Raw genomic sequence first — 21,228 nt, forward strand, 5'->3', positions numbered from 1 at the left:
TACCGCTTGGCTGCCAGACATCTATCTACTGGTGGCTTTGCGGCAGGCCGGGTAGGTTTCCTTGCGGATCGCCTGCTTGTTGGCCTGTTGCGCTACTCCTGGCTTCGCGGTTCAAAAACTGCCTGAACTGCGAAGGAGCGAGACTATAGCACGGAAATTTCTCACGGGTGATCTTCATGACACCCAATTTGCAAAAAGATGAAGAGTTATGGGGACGATTCCAATTTTTCACGGTGTTGCTACATATTCCGCCTAGGACGCCCATCCGTCTCCGCTGTATGTAGATCCCCCCTATATATAGAGAAGGCACGCACCGTACCCACTCCTGTTATCAAAGCCTGAGCTCAGTCGTCTCCTTGATCTGTTGCAGGGCGAAGAAAGAGCGCATGTCCACCACTGCGGGGTGTCGCATCAAAGTGTCCATGGCGAACCGGGAGAAGTGCGCCAGGTCAGCGACTTGTATTCGAAGTAGATAGTCCATGTCACCGGACATCGCATAGCACTCGACCACTTCCGGCCAGAGCTGCACGTCGCGCGCGAAGTCGCTCATCGGGGCGTGACTGGAGCCGCTGTGCTTGTTCAAGCGGATGTTGACGTACGCAAGCAGGCCGAGCCCCACCTTCTCGGCATTGATCAGCGCCACATACTTCTTGATGAAGCCCTTCTCTTCCAGGCGGCGCACCCGACGCAGGCATGGACTTGGTGACAGCGATACGCGATCCGCCAGCTCTTGATTGCTGAGCCGGCCATCGCGCTGCAATTCAGCCAAAATCCTTAAATCTGTCCTATCAAGCTCGATATCAGACATTTATTGCCCTTTATTTGATTTTCATGGCCATATTATTGCTCAACGTTTGCACTTTTACGCCATATTTGCAATTGTCTGCCCGCCAATCCTTCCTACAATCTTCCTCTAGACTTGAACAACAAGTCGTCCTGAAAACGAAGCAAGGGAGCAGACTTATGAGCAGCGCATTCCAACCCTGGGAAAACCCGATGGGCACAGCCGGGTTTGAGTTCATCGAATATGCCGCGCCGGACCCCGCTGCGCTACGCAAGGTGTTCGAATTACTGGGCTTCAAGGCCATCGCCAAACACCGCCACAAGGACGTCACGCTGTACCGCCAAGGCGGCGTCAATTTTTTGATCAACGCAGAACCTGATTCCTTCGCCCAGCGCTTCGCGCGTCTGCATGGGCCATCCATCTGTGCAATCGGGTTCCGCGTGCAAGACGCGAATGCAGCCTACAAGCGGGCGTTGGAACTGGGCGCTTGGGGTTTTGATTCGCACAGCGGCCCGATGGAACTGAACATTCCGGCCATCAAGGGTATCGGCGACTCGCTGATCTACCTGGTTGACCGCTGGACGGGTAAGGAAGGCCATGGCGGGATTGGTGATATCAGCATCTATGACGTGGACTTCGTGCCGGTGGATCCTGGCAATGCCCAGGCAGACCTGAACCATCGTGGCGCCGGCCTGACGCTGGTGGACCATTTGACGCACAACGTGCACAAGGGCCGCATGGCCGAGTGGTCAGAGTTCTACGAGCGCTTGTTCAACTTCCGCGAAGTGCGGTATTTCGATATTGAAGGCAAGGTCACGGGCGTGAAGTCGAAGGCCATGACGTCGCCTTGCGGCAATATCCGCATTCCCATCAATGAGGAAGGCACCGAGGAGAAGGGGCAGATCCAGGAGTACCTGGACCTGTACCGTGGCGAAGGCATTCAGCACATTGCCATGGCGACGGACGACATCTACAGCACCATTGAGGCGCTGCGCGAGTCGGGTGTGGTGTTCCTGGATACGCCGGAAACGTATTACGAACTCTTGGACCGCCGTCTTCCGAACCACGGCGAAGACGTTGCACGCCTGCAGAAAAACCGCATCTTGCTGGATGGCGCGCCGGGCGGCGGACTGCTGCTGCAGATCTTCACGGAGAATCAGATCGGCCCGATCTTCTTCGAGATCATCCAGCGCAAAGGCAACGACGGTTTTGGCGAAGGCAACTTCAAGGCCCTGTTCGAGTCGATCGAACTGGACCAGATGCGCCGCGGCGTGGTGAAGAGCGTCGAGTAAGAGCTTCCCCGCCAGTGCCCAAGTGCCCTAGCATCGGCACTGGCTTTGTAGCCTCACCTTATGGTGAGGTTTTTTTTGCCCGTTCGAACCGACCCGGGCGTCCACGCGGCAGTTAGCGCTGCAGACGATCCTGGAATTGCTTGCGGAACTTGGCAACCTTGGGTGCGATCACAAACTGGCAATAACCTTGCTCGGGGTGCAGGGCAAAGTAGTTGCTGTGGTAATCCTCGGCTTGCCAGAATTTGGCGGGCGCCAATAGCTTGGTGACGATGGGCGCATCGTAAACCTGTTGCGCCTCCACCTCGGCAATGACCGCTTCAGCTTGCTCACGCTGAGACTCGTTCTGCCAGAAGATTGCCGACTCGTACTGCGGACCGATGTCGTTACCCTGACGGCCCGGCGTGGTGGGATCGTGTGTGGCGAAGAAAACCCGCAGCAAGTCGCTGAAGGACAATTCCTTGGGATCAAATTCGATTCTGGCGACTTCGATATGGCCCGTATCCTTGCCGCACACCTGTTCATAGCTGGGGTTGTCGACATGCCCGCCACTGTAGCCGGGCAACACGCTCTTCACGCCGCGCAGATCGACGAAGACCGCTTCAACGCACCAGAAGCAGCCGCCGCCAAGGACGGCAACCTCGTTGCCCGGGGAGGGTTGTTCTGTCATGGCAATTCCTCATTCATAAAGGGCCGCGCCTTGCAGCCCAAGCCCGGCTTCACGCCGGGGGATCAAGATTAAGACTACTGTTTGGCCGGCGCCAGCGACAATATCCATTCGGCAAGCAGACGGGCATCTTCCTGACTGACATGGGTTTGCGCCGGCATGGGGACCGCCCCCCAGGCGCCGCGACCACCTCCACGTATCTTGCCGGCCAGATAATCCACCATGGCGTCGCCCTGCCCCGCATAACGTTCCGCCACACTCTTCAGCGGCGGTCCCACGCGCTTCACCTCTACCTGATGGCAGGCCATACAGGCCTTGCTCTTGGCCAGATCCAGGCCGGTCGTTTGCGCCTGAACCGCGCCTGCGCTCAACATGCAGGCGGTGGCCGCCCACAGACTAATCTTCAAATGCATCGGTGACTGCCCCACGGCTCGCGGTGCTGGCGAGCTTGCCGAACTTGGCAAGCACACCGCGTGTATAACGCGGCTTGGGCTGGACCCAGGCCTGACGACGAGCCGCCAGGTCTTCGTCGCTGATGTTGAGCTGCAGCAGCAGCTTGTGGGCATCGATGGTAACCGAATCGCCTTCCTGGATCAGGGCGATCGGCCCGCCCACGAAGGCTTCAGGCGCAACGTGGCCGACGACCATACCCCAGGTACCGCCGGAAAAGCGGCCGTCGGTGATCAGCCCTACCGTTTCACCCAAGCCCTGCCCCACCAAAGCGGACGTGGGCGCCAACATTTCCCGCATGCCCGGCCCGCCTTTAGGACCTTCGTAGCGGATCACCACCACATCTCCGTCGTTGATACGCTGGGCCATGATGGCCGTCATGGCGTCGTCCTCGGAATCGAAGACGCGCGCCGGACCAGTCATAACGGGGTTCTTCAGCCCCGTGATCTTGGCGACACAGCCTTCCGGCGACAAGTTGCCCTTGAGTATGGCCAGATGTCCCTGCGGATACAACGCACGGTCCAGCGGCATGATGACGTCTTGGTCCGCGCGCGGCGCATCGGGCACATCGGCGAGCGTTTGCGCGATGGTCTTGCCCGTGATCGTGACGCAATCGCCATGCAGCAGGCCGGCATTGAGCAACAGCTTCATGACTTGGGGGATGCCGCCCGCGCGATGCAGATCGGTGGCAACGTACTTGCCAGACGGCTTCAAGTCGCACAGCACCGGGACACGCTTGCGGATACGCTCGAAGTCATCGATGGTCCACGGCACGTCGGCGGCGTGGGCAATCGCCAGAAAATGCAGCACCGCGTTGGTGGACCCGCCCGTGGCCATGATGACCGACACCGCATTTTCGATGGATTCGCGCGTGATGATGTCGCGCGGACGCAGGTTGCGCCGGACCGCGTCGACCAGCACTCGCGCCGACTCGGCGGCCGAGACGACTTTTTCGTCATCTTCATTGGCCATCGTGCTGGAATACGGCAAGCTCATGCCCATGGCTTCGAAGGCGGAACTCATGGTGTTGGCGGTGTACATACCACCACAGGAACCAGAGCCAGGGATCGCGCATTTTTCAATCTGCTTGAAATCCGCCTCGGGCATGCGGCCCATCGTATATTCGCCCACGGCTTCGAAGACCGAGACAATGGTGAGATCCTTGCCCTTGTAGTGGCCCGGCTTGATGGTGCCGCCATAGACATAGATGCCCGGCACATTTGTCCGCGCCAAAGCGATCATGCCGCCCGGCATGTTCTTGTCGCAACCGCCAATGACCACGACGCCGTCCATCCACTGGCCTTGGGCGGCGGTCTCGATACAGTCAGCGATGACTTCGCGCGAGACCAGCGAATACTTCATGCCCTCGGTGCCCATGGACATACCGTCGGAGATGGTGGGGGTACCGAACACCTGGGGGTTGGCGCTGGACGAACGGATGGCGTCGATGGCTGCATCCGCCAAGCGCTGCAACCCGCTATTGCAGGGCGTGATGGTGGAATGGCCATTGGCCACGCCGATCATGGGGTTGTTGAAATCGGCTTCTTTGTAGCCCAGCGCGTAATACATGGCGCGGTTGGGCGCGCGTGCTACGCCTTCAGTGATGTGGCGGGAACGTTCGTTGTTCGGCATGGTCTGTCTCTCCTGTCGGCCGTCGGGGCGCGGACATGGCGAACGCACCCAGGAAGCTGGCTCGCTTGCATGCATGCGAATCTTCAGTGCTCGCCGGTTATTATCATTCAACTTCATTGTGTCGGGCAGAACATGCTGCAATATCCAAAATTCGACCCCGTAGCCTTGCAGATCGGGCCGCTCGCCATCCACTGGTACGGGCTGATGTATTTGGCGGGCTTCGCCCTGGTGTATGTGCTTGGCCGCCGGCGCATCACAAGCGGGCACACCACATCGCTGAACGTGCGCGACCTGGAAGACCTGATTTTCTATAGTGTGCTGGGCGTCGTACTGGGCGGACGACTTGGATATGTGCTGTTCTACAAGCCTGCCTACTATCTGGCGCATCCGCTGGAAGTGGCGTACTTGTGGCAAGGCGGCATGTCGTTCCACGGCGGCCTGATCGGCGTGATCCTCGTCATGCTTTTGTTTGCGCGGAAAAAGAAGCTGCCCTTTTTCGCAGTCAGCGATTTCATCGCGCCGTTGATTCCGCTGGGCCTGGGGTTCGGCCGTTTGGGCAACTTCATCAATGGCGAGCTTTGGGGCCGACCAACCGATGTGCCGTGGGCCATGGTGTTTCCCGGCAGCGGCGACGGGCTGGCGCGCCACCCATCCCAACTCTATGAGCTGGGCCTGGAAGGCATTGTGCTGTTTGCGCTGCTGTGGTGGTTTTCGAGCAAGCCGCGCCCACTGGGACAAGTGAGCGGGCTGTTCTTGATGGGTTACGGGACGTTCCGCTTCCTGGTGGAATTCACCCGTGAGCCAGACAACTTCCTGGGCCTGCTAGCGGGCGGATTAAGCATGGGACAGTGGCTGTCCCTGCCGATGGTCGCTTTGGGCGCCATCATGTTCAGCCTTACTGCAAAACGATCGTCCCGTTGACGGCGACGCTAACCGTGACGTCTCCCGCTTCCAGCGGGACGTCCGGGCTGTAGCCGCCAGAGGCGTCTTTGGCCATGGCCGCGCCAAGCATGCGCGGCATCGGCACGGGGCCGCCCGAGCCGCCGAGCTCCAGCTTGGACAGGCGGTAACCCGAAAAGCCGAACGCGTTGGCAGCAGCCAATGCACGATCCTTGAACGCTTGGGCCGCTTCTTTCAGCAGCTTGCGCTCTTCGGCTTCACGCGCTGGACGAGACAGCGAAAACCCGATGCTGGAAATAGCGGTCTTGTCCGACAGCTTGGCCGCCAGGGCAGCGGCTGCTTCAAAGTCCTTGGACTCCAGCACGATCTCGCCCTGACCGCGCCACGATGCAATCTTGCCCTTGCTATTCGTGTTGGGCCACACGTTGAAGCCACCCGTGCGGACTTCCACGCCCTTGGTGTCGCGCGCACGCTTGACCACATCGTCCAGCACCGACGTCAACTTCTTGCCGGCGGCGGGCTGGTCAGGCGCCTCAACCTCGGCAGACAAGGAAATGCGAACCGTGTCCTGCTTGACCTCCGACGAGGCCGCCGCTTGCAATGTCATTTCCGGCGAACGGTTCGTGGATTCCGCCATGGCCGGCGCATTGGGCGCCTGCGCCTGAGCGGATGCGGGCTGAACCGCAGCAATGGCGGCCACGGCTGCGCACGCTGCGCCGAGTTTCGTCAGCGAGAAAACAGGGTGTTTGAACATGGACGGGTCCTAGGAGGGAGGACAGAGAGAAAAAGAGGGGGATGGTTGTCGCACCCGACGCGGACCTGCGCTGTTGGCAGGCCCGCTGGGATAGATGCCCCGCCTGTGCCGTCAAGGCCGGCATCTCGAACCCTGAGGTTCAAGGTGGTCGCGTTCCGAAGAGCGTCGGGTTCGTCTACGAGAGACAATCACTCCAGCTCTGCACTCCCGCAACCAATATGCCAAAAGACATAGGTTCAGAGAATGTATGGCCTAGTCACGGACACGGCAGGGACAAACTGAAAATTCTTGAATACAGCGTTATGAACGTTTAGAGCAGTTTTTCCTGACCCGACAAGGCGTCATCGAGTACTGCGTTCATGTCCTCAATTCTACGCTTGAAGTCGCCAACCGCCAAACCCCCTAGCGGACCATCAGGCGCTTTCATGGCGAGCAGCTCGCCAGCGACTTGCAACGCGGCCATGACGGCAATGCGTTCGTTGCTGGAAATCTTGCCGGTTCCCTGGATGCGCAGCATCAGTTGGTCAACGTGGCGCACAGCGGCCATCAGCGTGGGCTTCTCTTCGGTGGAGCAAGCCAGGGAATAGTCGCGCCCTAATATGGTTACGTCTACGCGTTCCATCAGTGTTGCTCTCCAGACGGCGCGCCAGGCAAGCGGGCCAGCACGGCGTCAATGCGCTCGCGAGCCGAGGCGGCGGCCACGCGTAAGCGCTGTAGTTCGGTATCACGGCTTTGCAGGCTACCCTGCAATTCCGATTCGCGGGCAGAGAAACGCGCTTCAAGCGATTGGCGTTCGGCGGATTCTCGGGCAAGCTGCTCGCGCAAGGCGGCCTCAGCCTGCTGGGCTTGCTCAAGCATTGCGGTAACCGCGCCGTCGTGATCCTGAAGCTTGCTTTGCAACGTGGCGATGTCAGCGTCGCGTTCAGCCGCGCGCTGCTTCAGCACACGCTGTTCAGCTTCGAATTCGTTCAAGCGGAGGCGCAACGCATCACGCTCTGCGTGGAGTTGGCGGGTGCGTTGCACCAGTTGCCCGATGCGGGCGGCGAGTTGGTCTAGGTCTTGCAGCATGGGCGCTATCGTAAACCATCCTGAGGTGAACCGGGCCACTTCACGCAAGGTGAGAAACCCGGCAATATTCGGTAGGAAATGCGGTGTTGATTTGGGCGGCGCGAGACTAACCGATTCCGGCAGAACAAGAAAAGCGCCTCCTCCAAAATCCCCGCATCCGGCCGATCTGGCTTTCGCATTTCTTTCTATAAACTTTCACTTAGCTTTCAAAAAGCACTCATTCTTCCTGCGGCGTTACATCTTAGGCTCGGGAGTACCCGAATTCTAGGGAAAACCCCAGGCTTTCACCGAGCTTACAGGGTTTGCAGCATGGCAGGCGTCAATTACCATTCGCCCTTTCAAGAAGCCGCGCCGCCGCTTTCAGAATAACTAATGGCACCCCGAAGTGCCTTTTTTGTGCCTGTCACTCGCCTTTCGGCGAGTCCCATCCGGCTACAAACTTTTTATCTACATGCTGTAAATAGGAGCCAACCAATCATGCAGCTACGCAATCGACAGGACTTCTGGTCGGGGGTGATGTTCATCGCCCTTGGACTGGGATTCGCCTGGCAGGCCAGCAGCTACCAAATGGGTACTGCCGCCCGAATGGGCCCAGGGTATTTTCCTTTCTGGCTAGGCATTGTTCTGGCTTTGCTGGGCGCCATCGTGCTGCTTGGCTCACTTTCCAAGAAAGCCCACGAAACGCATGTCGACAAGTTCGACTGGCGCATCGTCTTTCTCGTCGTGGGTTCCGTGGTCTTGTACGGCTTCATCCTCAAGCCGCTGGGCATCTATCTTTCGGTATTCATCCTGGTTGTCGTCAGCAGCCTGGCCAGCCATGAGTTCAGCCTGAAGGTCGCCGTTGCCAACGCGATCTTCCTCGTGCTGTTCTCGTATCTGGCATTCGTCAAGGGGCTGGGGCTGATTTTCCCGCTGTGGCCGTCCTTTCTGGGCATGAACTAAGGAGCAACCGGTCATGGAATTGTTTGACAACCTATTGTTGGGTTTCTCGGTGGCGTTTACGCCCGAGAACCTGGCCTACGCATTGCTGGGCTGCATTCTGGGTACGCTGATTGGCGTGTTGCCAGGCATCGGCCCGGTTCCCACCATCGCAATGCTGCTGCCGATTACGTATGTGTTGCCCCCGATTGCCGGCCTAATCATGCTGGCCGGCATCTATTACGGTGCGCAATACGGCGGCTCGACGACCGCGATTCTTGTGGCGCTGCCAGGGGAAACGTCCGCGGTGGTTACCGTGCTGGACGGTCACCAGATGGCCCGCAATGGCCGGGCGGGCGCCGCACTGGCCATCGCCGCGCTGGGTTCGTTCTTTGCCGGTTGCGTGGCAACGCTGCTGTTGGCCGCGTTCGCGCCTCCGCTGGCTGAGGTGGCCTTCAAGTTCGGCCCCGCCGAGTACTTCTCGCTGATGTGCCTGGGCCTGGTCGGCGCCGTGGTGCTGGCTTCGGGCTCGCTGCCCAAGGCGATCGCGATGATCATCCTGGGCCTGCTGCTGGGCATGGTCGGCACTGACGTCAACTCAGGCGTTGCCCGCTACGACTTCGGCATTCCCGAACTGCAAGACGGTATCGACTTCGCCATCGTGGCCATGGGTGTGTTCGGCTTCGCCGAAATCATGACCAACCTGGAGCAGAAGGAAAACCGCGTCGACATCACCGACAAGATCGGCACGCTGTACCCGAACCTGCAGGAATTCAAGGAAGCCGCTCCCGCCGTGCTGCGTGGCACGGCCCTGGGTTCGGCATTGGGCATCTTGCCGGGTGGCGGTGCGGTGCTGTCGTCGTTCGCTTCCTACACCCTGGAAAAAAAGATCTCGAAGAATCCGGAACGCTTCGGCAAGGGTCATCCGGCCGGCCTGGCAGGCCCGGAATCGGCAAACAATGCTGCGGCACAGACGTCCTTCATTCCGCTGCTGACGCTCGGTATTCCGGGTAACGCTGTGATGGCGCTGATGGTTGGCGCGATGACGATCCACAACATTCAGCCCGGCCCGCAAGTCATGACGAGCCACCCCGAGCTGTTCTGGGGCCTTATCGCCTCGATGTGGATTGGCAACCTGATGCTGGTGGTGCTGAACCTGCCGCTGATCGGCCTGTGGGTCAAGCTGCTGAAAGTGCCCTACCGCATTCTGTTCCCGGCGATTCTGGTGTTCTGCACGATTGGCGTGTATTCGTTGAACTACAACGCGTTCGACATCTTCACCACCGCCATCTTCGGCATCATCGGCTACGTGTGGTCGAAGCTGAAGTGCGAAGGCGCACCGCTGCTGTTGGGTCTGGTTCTGGGCCCCATGATGGAAGAAAACTTCCGTCGTGCCTTGTTGCTGTCGCGTGGCGATTTCAGCACCTTCGTGACCCGTCCCCTGTCGGCTTCGTTGCTGGCCGTGGCGGCCTTCCTTGTGATCCTGGTGGCGTTGCCCGCCATCCGCAAGAAGCGCGAAGAGACCTTCGTCGAAGAAGAATAAAAAGCGGTCAGGCCGCCCATCGCGGCGCCTTGCCTCTTTCCAAAACCCCTAGGCTTGCCCCAGGGGTTTTTTTTTGATGGGCTCGCCGCCGGCTTTTGGATTGCGTTAAGGTTACTTCCCTAAGATTGACCTTACTCACATTGAGCGGAGCTTCCTGCAATGGCAACGATCGGAACCAAAAACTACGACGCGGTCGTAGCCCAGAAAGTCGCATTTCTCGGCCTGGGTGTCATGGGCCTGCCCATGGCCGGCCATCTGGCCCGCGCCGGGCACGACGTGACGGTATATAACCGTACTCCCGCCAAGGCCCAGGCATGGGTTGCGGAGTTCGGCGGCCGCCATGCGGGCACGCCGCGCGAAGCGGTGGCAGGTGCACAGATCGTCTTTGCCTGCGTGGGCAACGACGACGACCTGCGCAGCGTTGTGCTCGGACCCGACGGTGCGTTTGCAGGCATGGCGCCCGGCGCCGTGTTCGTCGACCACACCACCGCGTCGGCCGATGTGGCCCGCGAACTTTACGCGCAAGCCAAGGGCCTGGGCCTGAATTTCGTGGATGCGCCCGTGTCCGGCGGACAGGCCGGCGCCGTCAATGGTGCGCTGACCATCATGTGCGGCGGCGAAGAAGCGGTATTCGAAGCCATCAAGCCCGTGGCCCAGTGTTTTGGCCGCGCCGTGACGCTGGTGGGCGCGCCCGGTTCGGGCCAGTTGGCAAAGATGGTCAACCAGATTTGCATCGCCGGCCTCGTGCAAGGCCTGTCCGAAGCCGTGGCTTTCGGCCAAGCGGCCAAGCTGGACATGAAGTTGGTGCTGGACGTGATCAGCAAAGGCGCGGCGCAAAGCTGGCAAATGGAGAACCGGGGCGGCACCATGGTCGACGACAAGTTCGACTTTGGCTTTGCCGTGGACTGGATGCGTAAAGACCTGGGCCTGGTGCTGGCGGAAGCGCGCAACAACGGCGCGCGCGTGCCCGTGACCGCGCTGGTGGATCAGTTCTATGCCGATGTTCAGAAGATGGGCGGCGGCCGCTGGGACACGTCCAGCCTGGTGAAGCGGCTACGCGACTAGGCATTCAACATGCCGCAATGAAAAGGCGAGCCACAAGGCTCGCCTTTTTTCTGACACGCGAACAAGGCCGATCAGGCGGCCATGCCGTCTTGCGCCACGCCCAGCACCAGGGCATCGATACGCTGCTTGGCCAGCGTCACGCCTTCCAGCGCAGCCACTTCGCCCATCGCCATGCCTTCGGCGGCGATGAACGTGACATCGTCCATGCCAAGGAAACTGAGCATCTGACGCAGGTAGGGCGTCATCGTGTCGGACGGCGTGCCTTCGGCTTTGCCGCCACGCGCCGTCAGCACGAACACCTGCTTACCCTTGACGAGGCCTTCCGGCACGCCTTCGGGCGTATAACGGAACGTGACGCCGGCACGGGCTACGTGGTCCAGATAGCTCTTGAACTGGGCGGGCAGATTGAAGTTGTATACGGGTACGGCGAACACGATGCGGTCCGCTTGCATCAGTTCGGCAACCAGCGAATCGCTGAGCTCGACGATGCGTTGCTGCTCCACGCTACGGGCCTCTGCAGGGGTGAACAGCGCGCCGGCGGTATTGCCATCGAAGTACGGAATGGGCTGCGCGCCGAGGTCGCGGATTTTCACAGTATCGGCCGGGTAGGCGGCTTTGACGCGCGCCATGAAATGATCGGCCAATCCCGTGCTGTGGGAACGGTTGCCAAGAATCGAGGACAGGATGACAAGGGTCTTCATTGCGAATTTCTCCAGTGGTGGCCTGCCATGAGCAGGCGAGGGATCCGTCAACGCCACGTCCGATTCATAAGGGGTCTCGGACTGGGGCTGAGCGCCGGCTGGCGCTGGCAGATCCCGATTGCATGGCGTCACTGTAGACCGGTTCATTATCAACATAAACCCGGCTATGATGAACTATTCGTTCCAGGAATAGAACAATCATGCAAGATCTAAACGACCTCTACTACTTCTCCCAAGTGGTTGAACAGGGCGGGTTCAGCGCGGCGGCCCGGGCACTGGACATCCCCAAATCCCGCCTTTCCAGGCGAATTTCACATCTTGAGGAAAGCTTGGGCGTGCGCCTGCTGCAACGCACGACACGACGCCTGCGGCTGACCTCGGCGGGCGAACGCTACCTGCATTACTGCCGCGAAATGGCGGCCTCCGCGCGCGCTGCTGACGATGCCATGCGCCAATTGCAATCCGAGCCGGCCGGACCGGTGATTGTCAGTTGCCCCGTCTCCATTGCGCAGGATGTGCTGGCGCCCTTGTTGCCGGAATTCCTGGACGCTTGGCCAGCGATATCGGTGCAGTTGCTGGTGACCAACCGGCGCGTGGACCTGATCCGCGAAGGCGTGGACCTGGCCTTGCGCGTGCGGACCAAGCTGGATACCGACGCCGAACTAGTGGTGCGCCACCTGGGCACGGCGCGTGGCACCTTGGTGGCCAGCCCCGGCTACCTGCAACGCCATGGCACGCCGGACACCCCACAGGACCTGGCATCACATACCACGCTGAGCTTTTCAGACCCGCAAAACGAAGTGCGCTGGCCACTGCGCAATGACAAGGGCGAAGAGCTGCAGATTGAACTCAAGCCGCAACTGTCGTGCAACGATTTCATCGTGCTGACCGAGGCTGCGGTGCGAGGCCGCGGCATTGCCCTGCTGCCCTCCATCGCCACACAAGAGGAATTGCGCCGGGGCCAATTGGTGCAGGTGCTGCCGCAATGGCAATCGCCGGAAGGCATCGTGCATTGCATCTATCCGTCTCGGCGCGGGATGATGCCGGCGGTCAGGACGTTGCTGGATTTTCTGTCGCAACGCCTGCCGTCGATGTATCAGCGGCTGGAAAAGGCCCCAACGCCCCCGGCTCAGTAGCCCCGTGCGCGTTCGACCACACCGGTGATGGCTTCACCGCGCATCAGTTGCGCGACCTTGCCGGCGATTTGCTCGATGCTTTCATCACGCAGCGTGCGCGCGGCGATGTGCGGCGTGACGTGCACGCGCGGATCGCGCCAGAAGGGATGATCGTTGGGCAGCGGCTCGGTGTGGAACACATCCAGTGTGGCGCCGGCGATCTCGCCCTCTTCCAACATTTGAACCAGGTCGTCTTCGACAAGGTGTTCGCCGCGGCCGACGTTGACCAGGTGCGCATCGGGCAGCAATTGCGACAGCGTGTCGCGATTCAGGATGCCGTGCGTGTCGGGCGTCAGCGGCAACACGTTCACCAGGAAGCGCGTTCTGGCCAAAAAGGCTGGCAAGGCGGCTTCGCCCGCGAAGGATTCCACGCCGGGCAAATCGCGCGGGGACCGCGACCAGCCGGCGACGGGATAGCCGAATTCAGCCAGCGTCTGCGCCACGCGTGCGCCCACCTGCCCCAGACCCAGTACGCCAACGGGCCAGTCCGCCTGGCGCGTGCCTTCACGGGTATCCCAGTGTTGGCGCGCCTGCGCCTGATCGAACGCTTCAAAATCACGCGACACACGCAGCAACGCGTATAGCGCGTATTCGGCCATTTGCACCGACATGCCCGCGTCTTCCAGGCGCACGATGCGAACATGCGCAGGAATCTCGGGCATCTTCAGCAGAGCATCAACGCCCGCGCCCAGATTGAACAGCGTCGAGATGCCGGTTTCGTGCTTGAACAGTTCCACGGGCGGGCGCCAGACCAGCGCCACTTCAGCCCCCGAGGGCGGGCCATCGGGGTTCCACACCGAAATGCGGCAGCCGGGCATTGCGGCTTCCAGGCGCGGCACCCAGACATCGGGATCGTGGAGGGGGCAAGCAAAAAGGATATGCATGGTGGCGGTTCTGCAAGGCGTTTTCGAAGCTGCAAGCATGCAGGATGACGCCCTACAAATCAAACGGCCCGGCGTGAAGCCGGGCCGTCGCCGTGACGGCGCAGCGCCCGTTCAGGCGGTTTGCGGGACCTCGGGCTTGCTCTTGTCCTTGCCCTTGCCTTTGCCACGTCGCGCAAAGGCCCAGAGCTGCAAAATGACCAACAAGGCGCTTGCTCCGATGAACCACGCACTGATGGGGCGCTCAACGAACACCGCAAGGTCGCCGCGTGACAGCAGCAGCGCGCGGCGGAAATTTTCTTCCACCATCGGCCCCAGCACGAAGCCCAGCAAGATGGGAGCCACCGAGAACTCCAAGGTCATCAGGATTGCGCCGATCACGCCAAACGCCAACACTTCCCAAATCTGGAAGAGGCTGTTCTGGGTGCTGAACACGCCCACCGCGATGAAGAATAGTGCGGACGGGAACAGGTAGCGATAAGGCACTTGCAGCAGTTTGACCCACACGCCGATCAGCGGCACGTTCAGCACCATCAGCAGGACGTTGCCGACCCAGAAGCTGGCGATCAGGCCCCAGAAAATGTCCGGATGCTCGGTGATCAACTGCGGCCCCGGCTGAATGCCCTGAATCAAGAGTGCCCCCAGAATCAGCGCCATCACCGCGTCACCCGGAATGCCCAGGCTCATCGTGGGGATGAAGTCCACCTGTGTCTTCGAGTGCGACGAGGCCTCCGGCGAGGCCACGCCGGCAATCATGCCGGTGCCAAACTTCTCGGGCGTCTTGGAAATCTTGCGTTCCAGCGCGTAGGCGACGAACGTCGTAATGGTCGGCCCCGTACCCGGCATGGCGCCAAACAGCGTACCCACCGCCGTGCCGCGCACCATAGGCCAGAACGCCGTTTTCAGTTCCTGCCTTGACGGTCGCATGTCCCTAATACGCAGCTTGGCGCCGCTGCCGATAATGGTCATGCGGTTGACGCTCATCAGGAAATCGGCCACGCCGAACAGGCCCATCGAAATAGCCACCAGCTCCAGGCCGTCGGACAAGTCCAGCAAGCCGAACGAGAAGCGGATGGTGCCAGTGTTCACGTCCGTGCCGACCACGCCGCACATCAGGCCGAAGAGCGTCATCGCCACGCCCTTGAGAGGTGAACCGCGCGACATCGTCGCCCCGGCCAACAGACCCAGCAGCATGATCGAGAAAATCTCGGTCGGGCCGAATTTGAACGCCACTTCCACCAGCAAGGGCGAAGCGAAAATCATGACGATGATGCCGACCGACGCGGCGAAGAACGAGCAGATCATCGTGATGCCCAGCGCCGTTCCCCCCTTGCCCTGCTTGGTCAATGGATAGCCGTCAAGGCAGGTCACCGCGTGTGGCGGGTGCGAAGGCAGGTTGAGCAGGATTGCGCCGATGGCGCCGCCATATTGCGAGCCGTAGAAGATACCCGCCAGCATCAGGATGGCGGGCACGGGATGCATGACGTAGGTAAGTGGCAACAGGATCGAAATTGCCGACAAAGCGCCCATGCCAGGCAGCACGCCGATCAGGTTGCCGACCAGCACGCCAAAGAACGACCACACCAGGTTATGCCACTGGAACGCAACCCCGAAGCCATACCACAGGTCCATCAAAGACTGAGAGATCATGGCACTTCAACCCCAACGAAACAGCGGCAACTGCAGTTGCAGCGCCCACCAGAACACGACGACCGCGATCGCGGACATCGCGATCGACAGCAGGATGGCTTGCTTGATGGTGTTCTTGCGATCACCCAACGCCGAGATGAAGACAATGGCAAAGGTGGCCGGCAACAGGCCGCCATACTCGCCCAGCAGCAGAAAGGCCAGGATGCCAAGAATGATGCAGACACTGCCACGCAGGTCGGGCAAGCCGTGGGCATGGCCGTCGCCCGGCGCGGGCGGCGTGGATTCGCCCGAGCGCGCGGAGACCGCGATCAACACGCCGGTCAAGGCAAGCAGCCCGCCCAGCGCGGCCGGAAAAAATCCAGGTCCCATGTGGCTCAATGTGCCGATGTGATAACCGCTGCCGCCGTATATCGCCCCCAACCCGATCAGGACCATCAGCGCTCCGCCGTAGTAGTCCTTTCTGTTGATATTTTTTTGCACTTGCTTCCTCCTTCCGGGTGCAGGACCGTGCTGGCCCTTGATGCGCCGCTCGACACGAGCCTCGCCCGGCCCTTTGCAACGAACCGGAGCGCAGATTACGGAGGGAAGCTGCTAATCCGCTTTCTATGCGCTGTCGCATTCCTGAATCCAGGGGTTATCCCTGACAGGAAAAAGCCGAAGAAAGGGGAAGCAGAGAAAAAATATTGAAAGCCAGGCGGCTTTATTGCTCGCCGTTCAGGTCCACATCCGCCGGACGCGGATACTGCGAGACCGTGGGCGCCAACGGCAGCCACAGCACTGACGCCAAGCCCATGCCGCCCTGCGCGTTGGGTTCGCCGTCACGCAATTCAATATCACCGTCATTGCGGCGGGCATAAGCCCGGGCAATCGCCAGGCCCAGCCCGGAACCTGACGACACCACGGGCTTGTCAGTACCAACCCGCTCGAAGCGTGCAAAGGCCCTGCCGCGCAACACGGGGTCCAGGCCAGGGCCGTTATCCGAAACAGACACTTCGGCACGATTTTCCAGGCGGCTGACCGATACCGTAATGCGCGCGCCCACAGGCGCGTAGTTGATGGCGTTGTGAACCAGATTGGACAGGGCCTCGTGCAGTTCGGCTTCGTTGCCCGACACTGACGCGGACGTTTCCTGCCCCTCTTCAGAGACCGCCTGTACCCAGCCCAGGTCCTGCTGCTTTTCATGAGCCAGGGGCAGGTACTGCAGGACGACTTCGCGCGACACCGCGTTCATATCGAGCAACTGCCGCGGCAACGGTTCCGCCTGGTTGGCGTGGGCCAAGGACAGCAATTGTTCGGTCAGGCGGCGGGTGCGGCCCAACTGGTCGACGATGGCGCGCAAGCCTTCGCGCGTACGCGCGGGATCGCGCTCGCGCAACGCGTACTGCGCCTGCGTCAGCATGATGGCCAATGGCGTGCGCAGTTGGTGCGAGGCGTCGGCCAAAAAATGGGACTGCTCGTCCAGCACGCGGCGATAACGGGCAATGTGATGATTCACGGCGTCGACCAGCGGTGCCACTTCGCTCGGCACGCGCGAGGCATCCAGCGGCGTCAAGTCATCGGGACGGCGGTTGCGGATATCGGCACGCAGCCGGCGCAAGGGCTTCAGCGCCCACGAGACACCCCACCACACCAGCACCACGACCAGAGCCAGCATGCGGGCATCGCGCAGGATTTCCTGGCGCCGCGCGTTATTCTCGGCTTCAATCCGCTTGCCCGTACTTTCGGCCACCACCACAAGCACCTGGCGGTGCAGGCCCTGATAGTAAAGATCGCGCACCACGGCCACGACCCGAACCGGGTCATTGCGGTAGACGCCGTCGTAAAAGACGGGCTGGCCGTTGGAACGCGGCCACGTCGGCGGCCGCGGCATTTCGGGCATGCCCAGGAGGGTCTTGCCCTGCTCTTTGGGTACGGTCGAGTCGTCCGGGATGGGCGGATCTATCTGTTCGATGCGGAAGTACTTGCGCAGCCCCGCCCGGGACTCCAGCATGACTTGCGCGTACAAGGGCGTAGCCACCTGCAGATTGCCGTCGGGCGTGAATTCCAGGCTGCTTTCCAACACGCGGGCGGGTTCCACCAGCGCGCTGTCATAGGCTTCGTTGGTGATCTCGGACAGCGTGCGGTAATCGTTCAGGCTGTCGATAACCAGCAACACCACCACGCCGGGCAGCAGCAAGATGATGAGCAGCGCGCGGATGCCGACGCGCGGCAGCCCGGGGATCCGCAGGCTCACTCAGATTCCGTGGATTCGCTGGCCACGCTTTCCAGCATGTAACCCAGGCCGCGCACCGTCACGATGCGCACGTCACTGCCGGCGAGCTTCTTGCGCAGGCGATGCAGCACGACCTCGATGGCGTCAGGATTGGCTTCGCTATCGTGAGTAAAGACCTTGCCGAAGAGCTGGGATTTGTCGACGGGATAGCCGCTGCGGGTCAGCAGCGCCGCCAGTGCCGCGTGTTCGCGCGGGGTCAGGAATAGCAGCGAACCGTCCAGGGTGAACGCCCGGCTTTCACTGTCGTAGGAAAGCGAACCGCATTGCAAGCGGGGATGCTGGCGACCACGGCTGCGGCGCACCAGGGCGGTCAGCCGCGCTTCCAGCTCTTCCAGGGCGAAGGGCTTGGTCAGGAAGTCATCTGCGCCCAGGTTCAGCCCACGCACCCGGTCTTGCAGCGCGCCCTGCGCGGTCAGCAACAGGACGGGCGTACGGTCGTCGCGGTTGCGCATTTCGCGCAGGACCACCAGCCCGTGCTTGTCGGGCAGGCGCAGGTCCATGACGATGGCATCATATTCGGTGCCGGCCATGAAGGCCTCGGCCGTACGGGCGTCGGCCGCGTGATCCGGGACAAATCCGCTTTGAGCAAGCGCGCGCATCAACCAGGACGCCATGTCCCGTTCGTCTTCAACCAACAATATGCGCATGACCGTCCGTTCCTTCGGGCAAATTCTCTGCTGCCCGCTGCCCATGCACGCGCTGGCGCAGATAGCGGGTTTCGTGATGACGCCGGAAGAGGATCGCCGACAACTCGTTCAAAGCCTGGGTATAGACGTCTCGCTTGAACTCGATCACGGCATCCAGCGGAACCCAATACTGGCTCCAGCGCCAGGCATCGAATTCCGGGTGCTGCGTCGCGCGCAGGCATACATCGCTGTCGCGTCCCACCAGGCGCAACAGGAACCAAATCTGTTTTTGTCCTTTATAGTGGCCACGCCACTCACGCCGGACGAAGTGATCGGGCACGTTATAACGTAACCAATCGCGTGTACGCCCCAAAATACGGACATGCTCGGGCTTCAAGCCCACCTCTTCATGGAGTTCGCGATACATGGCCTGCACCGGGCTTTCGCCATATTTGATGCCGCCCTGAGGGAACTGCCATGCATGTTCCCTGATACGCTTGCCCCAAAAGACCTCGTTTCGACTGTTGACGAGAATGATGCCGACATTGGGGCGGTAGCCTTCGCGGTCAAGCATGGGCCACCCCCACCGAATTCAATACAATTACGGTCGATTATACGTATCTGCTGCCACCTTTAAACATGCGCGCATCCAACTACCACATCAACACCCTCAAAGAAGCCCCTTCCGAAGCCGAAGTCGCCAGCCACCAGCTGATGACCCGGGCCGGAATGATCCGCAAACTCGCGGGCGGCATCTACACCTACATGCCCCTTGGGCTGAAGATCATCCGCAAGGTCGAGGCTATCGTCCGGGAAGAAATGAATGCGTCGGGCGCCATCGAACTGCTGATGCCGGTGGTGCAACCCGCCGAGCTCTGGCAGGAATCGGGCCGCTGGGAGCAGTACGGCGCCGAACTGCTGCGCATCAAGGACCGCCACCAGCGCGACTTCGTGCTGCAGCCTACGTCTGAAGAAGTCATCACCGACATCGCGCGCAATGAAATCCACAGCTATCGCCAACTGCCGCTGAATTTCTATCACATCCAGACCAAGTTCCGCGACGAGCGCCGTCCGCGCTTCGGGCTGATGCGTGGCCGCGAATTCACCATGAAGGACGCCTATTCCTTCGACCGTGACGAAGCCGGCGCCTTGAAGAGCTACGACACCATGTACGCCGCGTACATGCGAATTTTTGGCCGCTTGGGGCTGGAATTCCGCGCGGTGGCGGCTGACACGGGTTCCATTGGCGGCACGCGCAGCCATGAATTCCAGGTCATCGCCGACACCGGTGAAGACCTGCTGGTCTACAACGCCGACACCGACTACGCCGCCAACATCGAGCTGGCCGAAGCCGTAGCGCTGTACCCGACCCGCGGCGACGCCACCCAGGCCATGGCCGACGTCGCCACCCCTGGCGCGGCCAAGTGCGAAGACGTGGCCAAGCTGCTGGGGCTGCCGCTGGAAAAGACGATCAAGTCCATTGTGCTTGCCACCGACGGCGACAAGGGCAAGGTGGATATCTGGCTGCTGCTCTTGCGCGGCGACCACGAGTTGAACGAAATCAAGGCTGGCAAGCTGCCCGGGCTGGCGGGCTTCCGCTTCGCCACGGAAAGCGAGATCGTTGAGTACTTTGGCTGCAAGCCCGGCTACCTGGGCCCCGTCAAGACGGCCAAGCCCGTACATGTGATTGCCGACCGCACCGTCGCCCACATGGCCGATTTCGTCTGCGGCGCAAACAAGGAAGACTTCCACATCCAAGGTGTGAACTGGGGCCGCGACTTGCCCGAACCCGAGCTGGTGGCGGACCTGCGCAACGTCGTCGCGGGCGACCCGTCGCCGGACGGCAAGGGCACACTGTCCATCCAGCGCGGCATTGAAGTTGGCCACGTCTTTTATCTGGGCAAGAAGTATTCAGAAGCATTGAAGGCCACCTTCCTGGACGAAACCGGCAAGCCGGCCGTTCTGGAAATGGGCTGCTATGGCATCGGCGTGACGCGTATCGTGGGTGCGGCCATCGAGCAGAATCACGATGCGCGCGGCATCATCTGGCCGCGCGCGATCGCGCCTTTCGAGGTAGTGATCTGCCCTGTGGGCTGGGGCAAAAGTGAAACGGTGCGTGACACCGCCACCAAGCTTTATGAATCGTTGTTGGCGCGGGGCGTGGATGTCATTCTGGATGACCGCGATGCCCGCCCCGGTGTCATGTTCGCCGAGTGGGAATTGATCGGCGCGCCCCTGCGTGTAACAGTTGGAGAACGCGGCTTGAACGATGGTGTGGTGGAATTGCAAGCACGTCGGGAAACCGAAGCCGCCAAGATTCCGGTAGAGTCCGCGCTTGAAACGGTGCTGACGAAACTCGACACCCTTTAACCCTATAGTAGATACGGACTTCACCGCGTCCCGACCCGCCTCATTGTTTATTTGTACCGTGACCGATCCGAAGTCCAACGAATCCCGCCTGCAGGTCCGTGTCTATTACGAAGACACGGATGCGGGCGGGGTTGTCTTCTACGCCAACTACTTGAAATTCCTGGAACGCGCACGCACTGAGTGGTTGCGCGGCCTGGGAGTCAACCAGTCCGAACTGGCCACCCGAGAACAACGGCTGTTCGTTGTCCGCTCCTTGGACATGTCCTACCGGAAACCGGCCAAACTGGACGATTTGCTTACCATACGCAGCCGGATCACCAAACTCGGCCGCGCTTCGATACACTTCGCGCAGCGCGCGGAACGCGACGGGGAACTGCTTGCCGAGGGCAACATCCAAGTCTGCTGTGTCGATGCCATTCATATGCGGCCGACGGAGTTGCCGGCCGACGTTCGCGCAAAACTGGAATTCATTCAGGAATAACC

22 protein-coding genes and 1 other RNA gene are annotated in these 21,228 nt (G+C 60.9%); 8 read left to right on the forward strand and 15 right to left on the reverse strand.

Features of this window, described 5'->3' with window-relative positions:
• Window positions 1–331 precede the first annotated feature (331 nt).
• Window positions 332–808 (reverse strand): Lrp/AsnC family transcriptional regulator, encoded by a 477-nt coding sequence (locus WBR68_RS16505; protein ID WP_050449203.1) that lies wholly within the window; start codon window positions 806–808, stop codon window positions 332–334.
• A gap of 155 nt (window positions 809–963) precedes the next feature.
• On the opposite strand from WBR68_RS16505, the gene hppD reads away from it, so the two are divergent.
• Complete coding sequence (gene hppD, locus WBR68_RS16510; protein ID WP_050449202.1) at window positions 964–2,076, forward strand: 4-hydroxyphenylpyruvate dioxygenase; 1,113 nt, start codon at window positions 964–966, stop codon at window positions 2,074–2,076.
• A 112-nt stretch (window positions 2,077–2,188) separates the two neighbouring features.
• On the opposite strand, the gene msrA is transcribed toward hppD, so the two are convergent.
• The 3 genes from msrA to ilvD all read right to left on the reverse strand — a co-directional run bounded on the left by msrA (window position 2,189) and on the right by ilvD (window position 4,822).
• Window positions 2,189–2,743, reverse strand: a complete 555-nt coding sequence (gene msrA / locus WBR68_RS16515) for a peptide-methionine (S)-S-oxide reductase MsrA (RefSeq protein WP_127183459.1) — start codon at window positions 2,741–2,743, stop codon at window positions 2,189–2,191.
• A 74-nt stretch (window positions 2,744–2,817) separates the two neighbouring features.
• A complete protein-coding gene (locus WBR68_RS16520) occupies window positions 2,818–3,153 on the reverse strand; it encodes a c-type cytochrome (protein ID WP_050449200.1) in 336 nt (111 codons plus the stop codon).
• Window positions 3,137–4,822: a dihydroxy-acid dehydratase gene (gene ilvD, locus WBR68_RS16525; protein WP_127183458.1), complete on the reverse strand. Its 1,686-nt coding sequence runs from the start codon at window positions 4,820–4,822 to the stop codon at window positions 3,137–3,139. The genes WBR68_RS16520 and ilvD overlap by 17 nt, the downstream gene beginning before the upstream one ends.
• 132 nt (window positions 4,823–4,954) lie before the next feature.
• Between ilvD and lgt the strand changes: the two genes are divergently transcribed.
• Window positions 4,955–5,743 (forward strand): prolipoprotein diacylglyceryl transferase, encoded by a 789-nt coding sequence (gene lgt / locus WBR68_RS16530; protein WP_050449198.1) that lies wholly within the window; start codon window positions 4,955–4,957, stop codon window positions 5,741–5,743.
• On the opposite strand, the gene WBR68_RS16535 is transcribed toward lgt, so the two are convergent.
• From WBR68_RS16535 to WBR68_RS16550, 4 genes are all read right to left on the reverse strand, one after another.
• Window positions 5,718–6,476 (reverse strand): SIMPL domain-containing protein, encoded by a 759-nt coding sequence (locus tag WBR68_RS16535; RefSeq protein ID WP_050449197.1) that lies wholly within the window; start codon window positions 6,474–6,476, stop codon window positions 5,718–5,720. The two genes, lgt and WBR68_RS16535, sit on opposite strands and share 26 nt — an antisense overlap.
• A gap of 92 nt (window positions 6,477–6,568) precedes the next feature.
• Window positions 6,569–6,753: non-coding RNA, 6S RNA (gene ssrS, locus WBR68_RS16540), on the reverse strand.
• A gap of 33 nt (window positions 6,754–6,786) precedes the next feature.
• Window positions 6,787–7,098 (reverse strand): cell division protein ZapA, encoded by a 312-nt coding sequence (locus tag WBR68_RS16545; protein ID WP_050449196.1) that lies wholly within the window; start codon window positions 7,096–7,098, stop codon window positions 6,787–6,789.
• Entirely contained in the window at window positions 7,098–7,544 is a 447-nt protein-coding gene (locus WBR68_RS16550) for a hypothetical protein (protein WP_050449195.1), read from the reverse strand. Before WBR68_RS16550 ends, WBR68_RS16545 begins: the two co-directional genes overlap by 1 nt.
• A gap of 477 nt (window positions 7,545–8,021) precedes the next feature.
• On the opposite strand from WBR68_RS16550, the gene WBR68_RS16555 reads away from it, so the two are divergent.
• The 3 genes from WBR68_RS16555 (at window position 8,022) to WBR68_RS16565 (ending at window position 11,070) form a co-directional block, all read left to right on the forward strand.
• On the forward strand, window positions 8,022–8,486 hold the full coding sequence (locus tag WBR68_RS16555) for a tripartite tricarboxylate transporter TctB family protein (protein ID WP_050449194.1): 465 nt from the start codon (window positions 8,022–8,024) through the stop codon (window positions 8,484–8,486).
• Between the two features lie 13 nt (window positions 8,487–8,499).
• Window positions 8,500–10,005: a tripartite tricarboxylate transporter permease gene (locus WBR68_RS16560; protein WP_050449193.1), complete on the forward strand. Its 1,506-nt coding sequence runs from the start codon at window positions 8,500–8,502 to the stop codon at window positions 10,003–10,005.
• A 159-nt stretch (window positions 10,006–10,164) separates the two neighbouring features.
• Complete coding sequence (locus WBR68_RS16565; protein WP_050449192.1) at window positions 10,165–11,070, forward strand: NAD(P)-dependent oxidoreductase; 906 nt, start codon at window positions 10,165–10,167, stop codon at window positions 11,068–11,070.
• 71 nt (window positions 11,071–11,141) lie between these two features.
• Here WBR68_RS16565 and WBR68_RS16570 read toward each other — a convergent pair whose 3' ends face one another.
• On the reverse strand, window positions 11,142–11,771 hold the full coding sequence (locus WBR68_RS16570; protein ID WP_230694763.1) for an FMN-dependent NADH-azoreductase: 630 nt from the start codon (window positions 11,769–11,771) through the stop codon (window positions 11,142–11,144).
• 200 nt (window positions 11,772–11,971) lie between these two features.
• Here WBR68_RS16570 and WBR68_RS16575 point away from each other — a divergent pair, with 200 nt between their 5' ends.
• A complete protein-coding gene (locus WBR68_RS16575; RefSeq protein ID WP_050449188.1) occupies window positions 11,972–12,907 on the forward strand; it encodes a LysR family transcriptional regulator in 936 nt (311 codons plus the stop codon).
• Here the strand turns inward: WBR68_RS16575 and WBR68_RS16580 are convergent.
• The 6 genes from WBR68_RS16580 to WBR68_RS16605 form a co-directional block, all read right to left on the reverse strand.
• Window positions 12,901–13,830 carry a 2-hydroxyacid dehydrogenase gene (locus tag WBR68_RS16580; RefSeq protein WP_127183455.1) on the reverse strand — a complete coding sequence of 310 codons (930 nt, stop codon included), beginning with the start codon at window positions 13,828–13,830 and terminating at the stop codon, window positions 12,901–12,903. The two genes, WBR68_RS16575 and WBR68_RS16580, sit on opposite strands and share 7 nt — an antisense overlap.
• Before the next feature lie 111 nt (window positions 13,831–13,941).
• Complete coding sequence (locus WBR68_RS16585; protein ID WP_050449186.1) at window positions 13,942–15,477, reverse strand: tripartite tricarboxylate transporter permease; 1,536 nt, start codon at window positions 15,475–15,477, stop codon at window positions 13,942–13,944.
• Between the two features lie 6 nt (window positions 15,478–15,483).
• Window positions 15,484–15,912, reverse strand: a complete 429-nt coding sequence (locus WBR68_RS16590) for a tripartite tricarboxylate transporter TctB family protein (RefSeq protein ID WP_050449210.1) — start codon at window positions 15,910–15,912, stop codon at window positions 15,484–15,486.
• A 265-nt stretch (window positions 15,913–16,177) separates the two neighbouring features.
• The gene (locus tag WBR68_RS16595; protein WP_230694764.1) at window positions 16,178–17,710 is read right to left on the reverse strand and encodes a sensor histidine kinase; all 1,533 of its coding nucleotides are present in this window, start codon (window positions 17,708–17,710) and stop codon (window positions 16,178–16,180) included.
• On the reverse strand, window positions 17,707–18,396 hold the full coding sequence (locus tag WBR68_RS16600) for a response regulator (protein ID WP_050449185.1): 690 nt from the start codon (window positions 18,394–18,396) through the stop codon (window positions 17,707–17,709). Before WBR68_RS16600 ends, WBR68_RS16595 begins: the two co-directional genes overlap by 4 nt.
• Window positions 18,377–18,949, reverse strand: a complete 573-nt coding sequence (locus WBR68_RS16605) for an RNA pyrophosphohydrolase (RefSeq protein ID WP_006217428.1) — start codon at window positions 18,947–18,949, stop codon at window positions 18,377–18,379. Before WBR68_RS16605 ends, WBR68_RS16600 begins: the two co-directional genes overlap by 20 nt.
• A 65-nt stretch (window positions 18,950–19,014) precedes the next feature.
• Between WBR68_RS16605 and WBR68_RS16610 the strand changes: the two genes are divergently transcribed.
• Window positions 19,015–20,745 (forward strand): proline--tRNA ligase, encoded by a 1,731-nt coding sequence (locus WBR68_RS16610; protein ID WP_127183453.1) that lies wholly within the window; start codon window positions 19,015–19,017, stop codon window positions 20,743–20,745.
• A 58-nt stretch (window positions 20,746–20,803) separates the two neighbouring features.
• Window positions 20,804–21,226, forward strand: coding sequence for a tol-pal system-associated acyl-CoA thioesterase (gene ybgC / locus WBR68_RS16615; RefSeq protein ID WP_230694765.1), 423 nt, complete (start codon window positions 20,804–20,806; stop codon window positions 21,224–21,226).
• Window positions 21,227–21,228: the final 2 nt, after the last annotated feature.

The organism is Achromobacter sp. JD-1, from assembly GCF_038594925.1.
Classification (GTDB): domain Bacteria; phylum Pseudomonadota; class Gammaproteobacteria; order Burkholderiales; family Burkholderiaceae_B; genus Achromobacter; species Achromobacter spanius_C.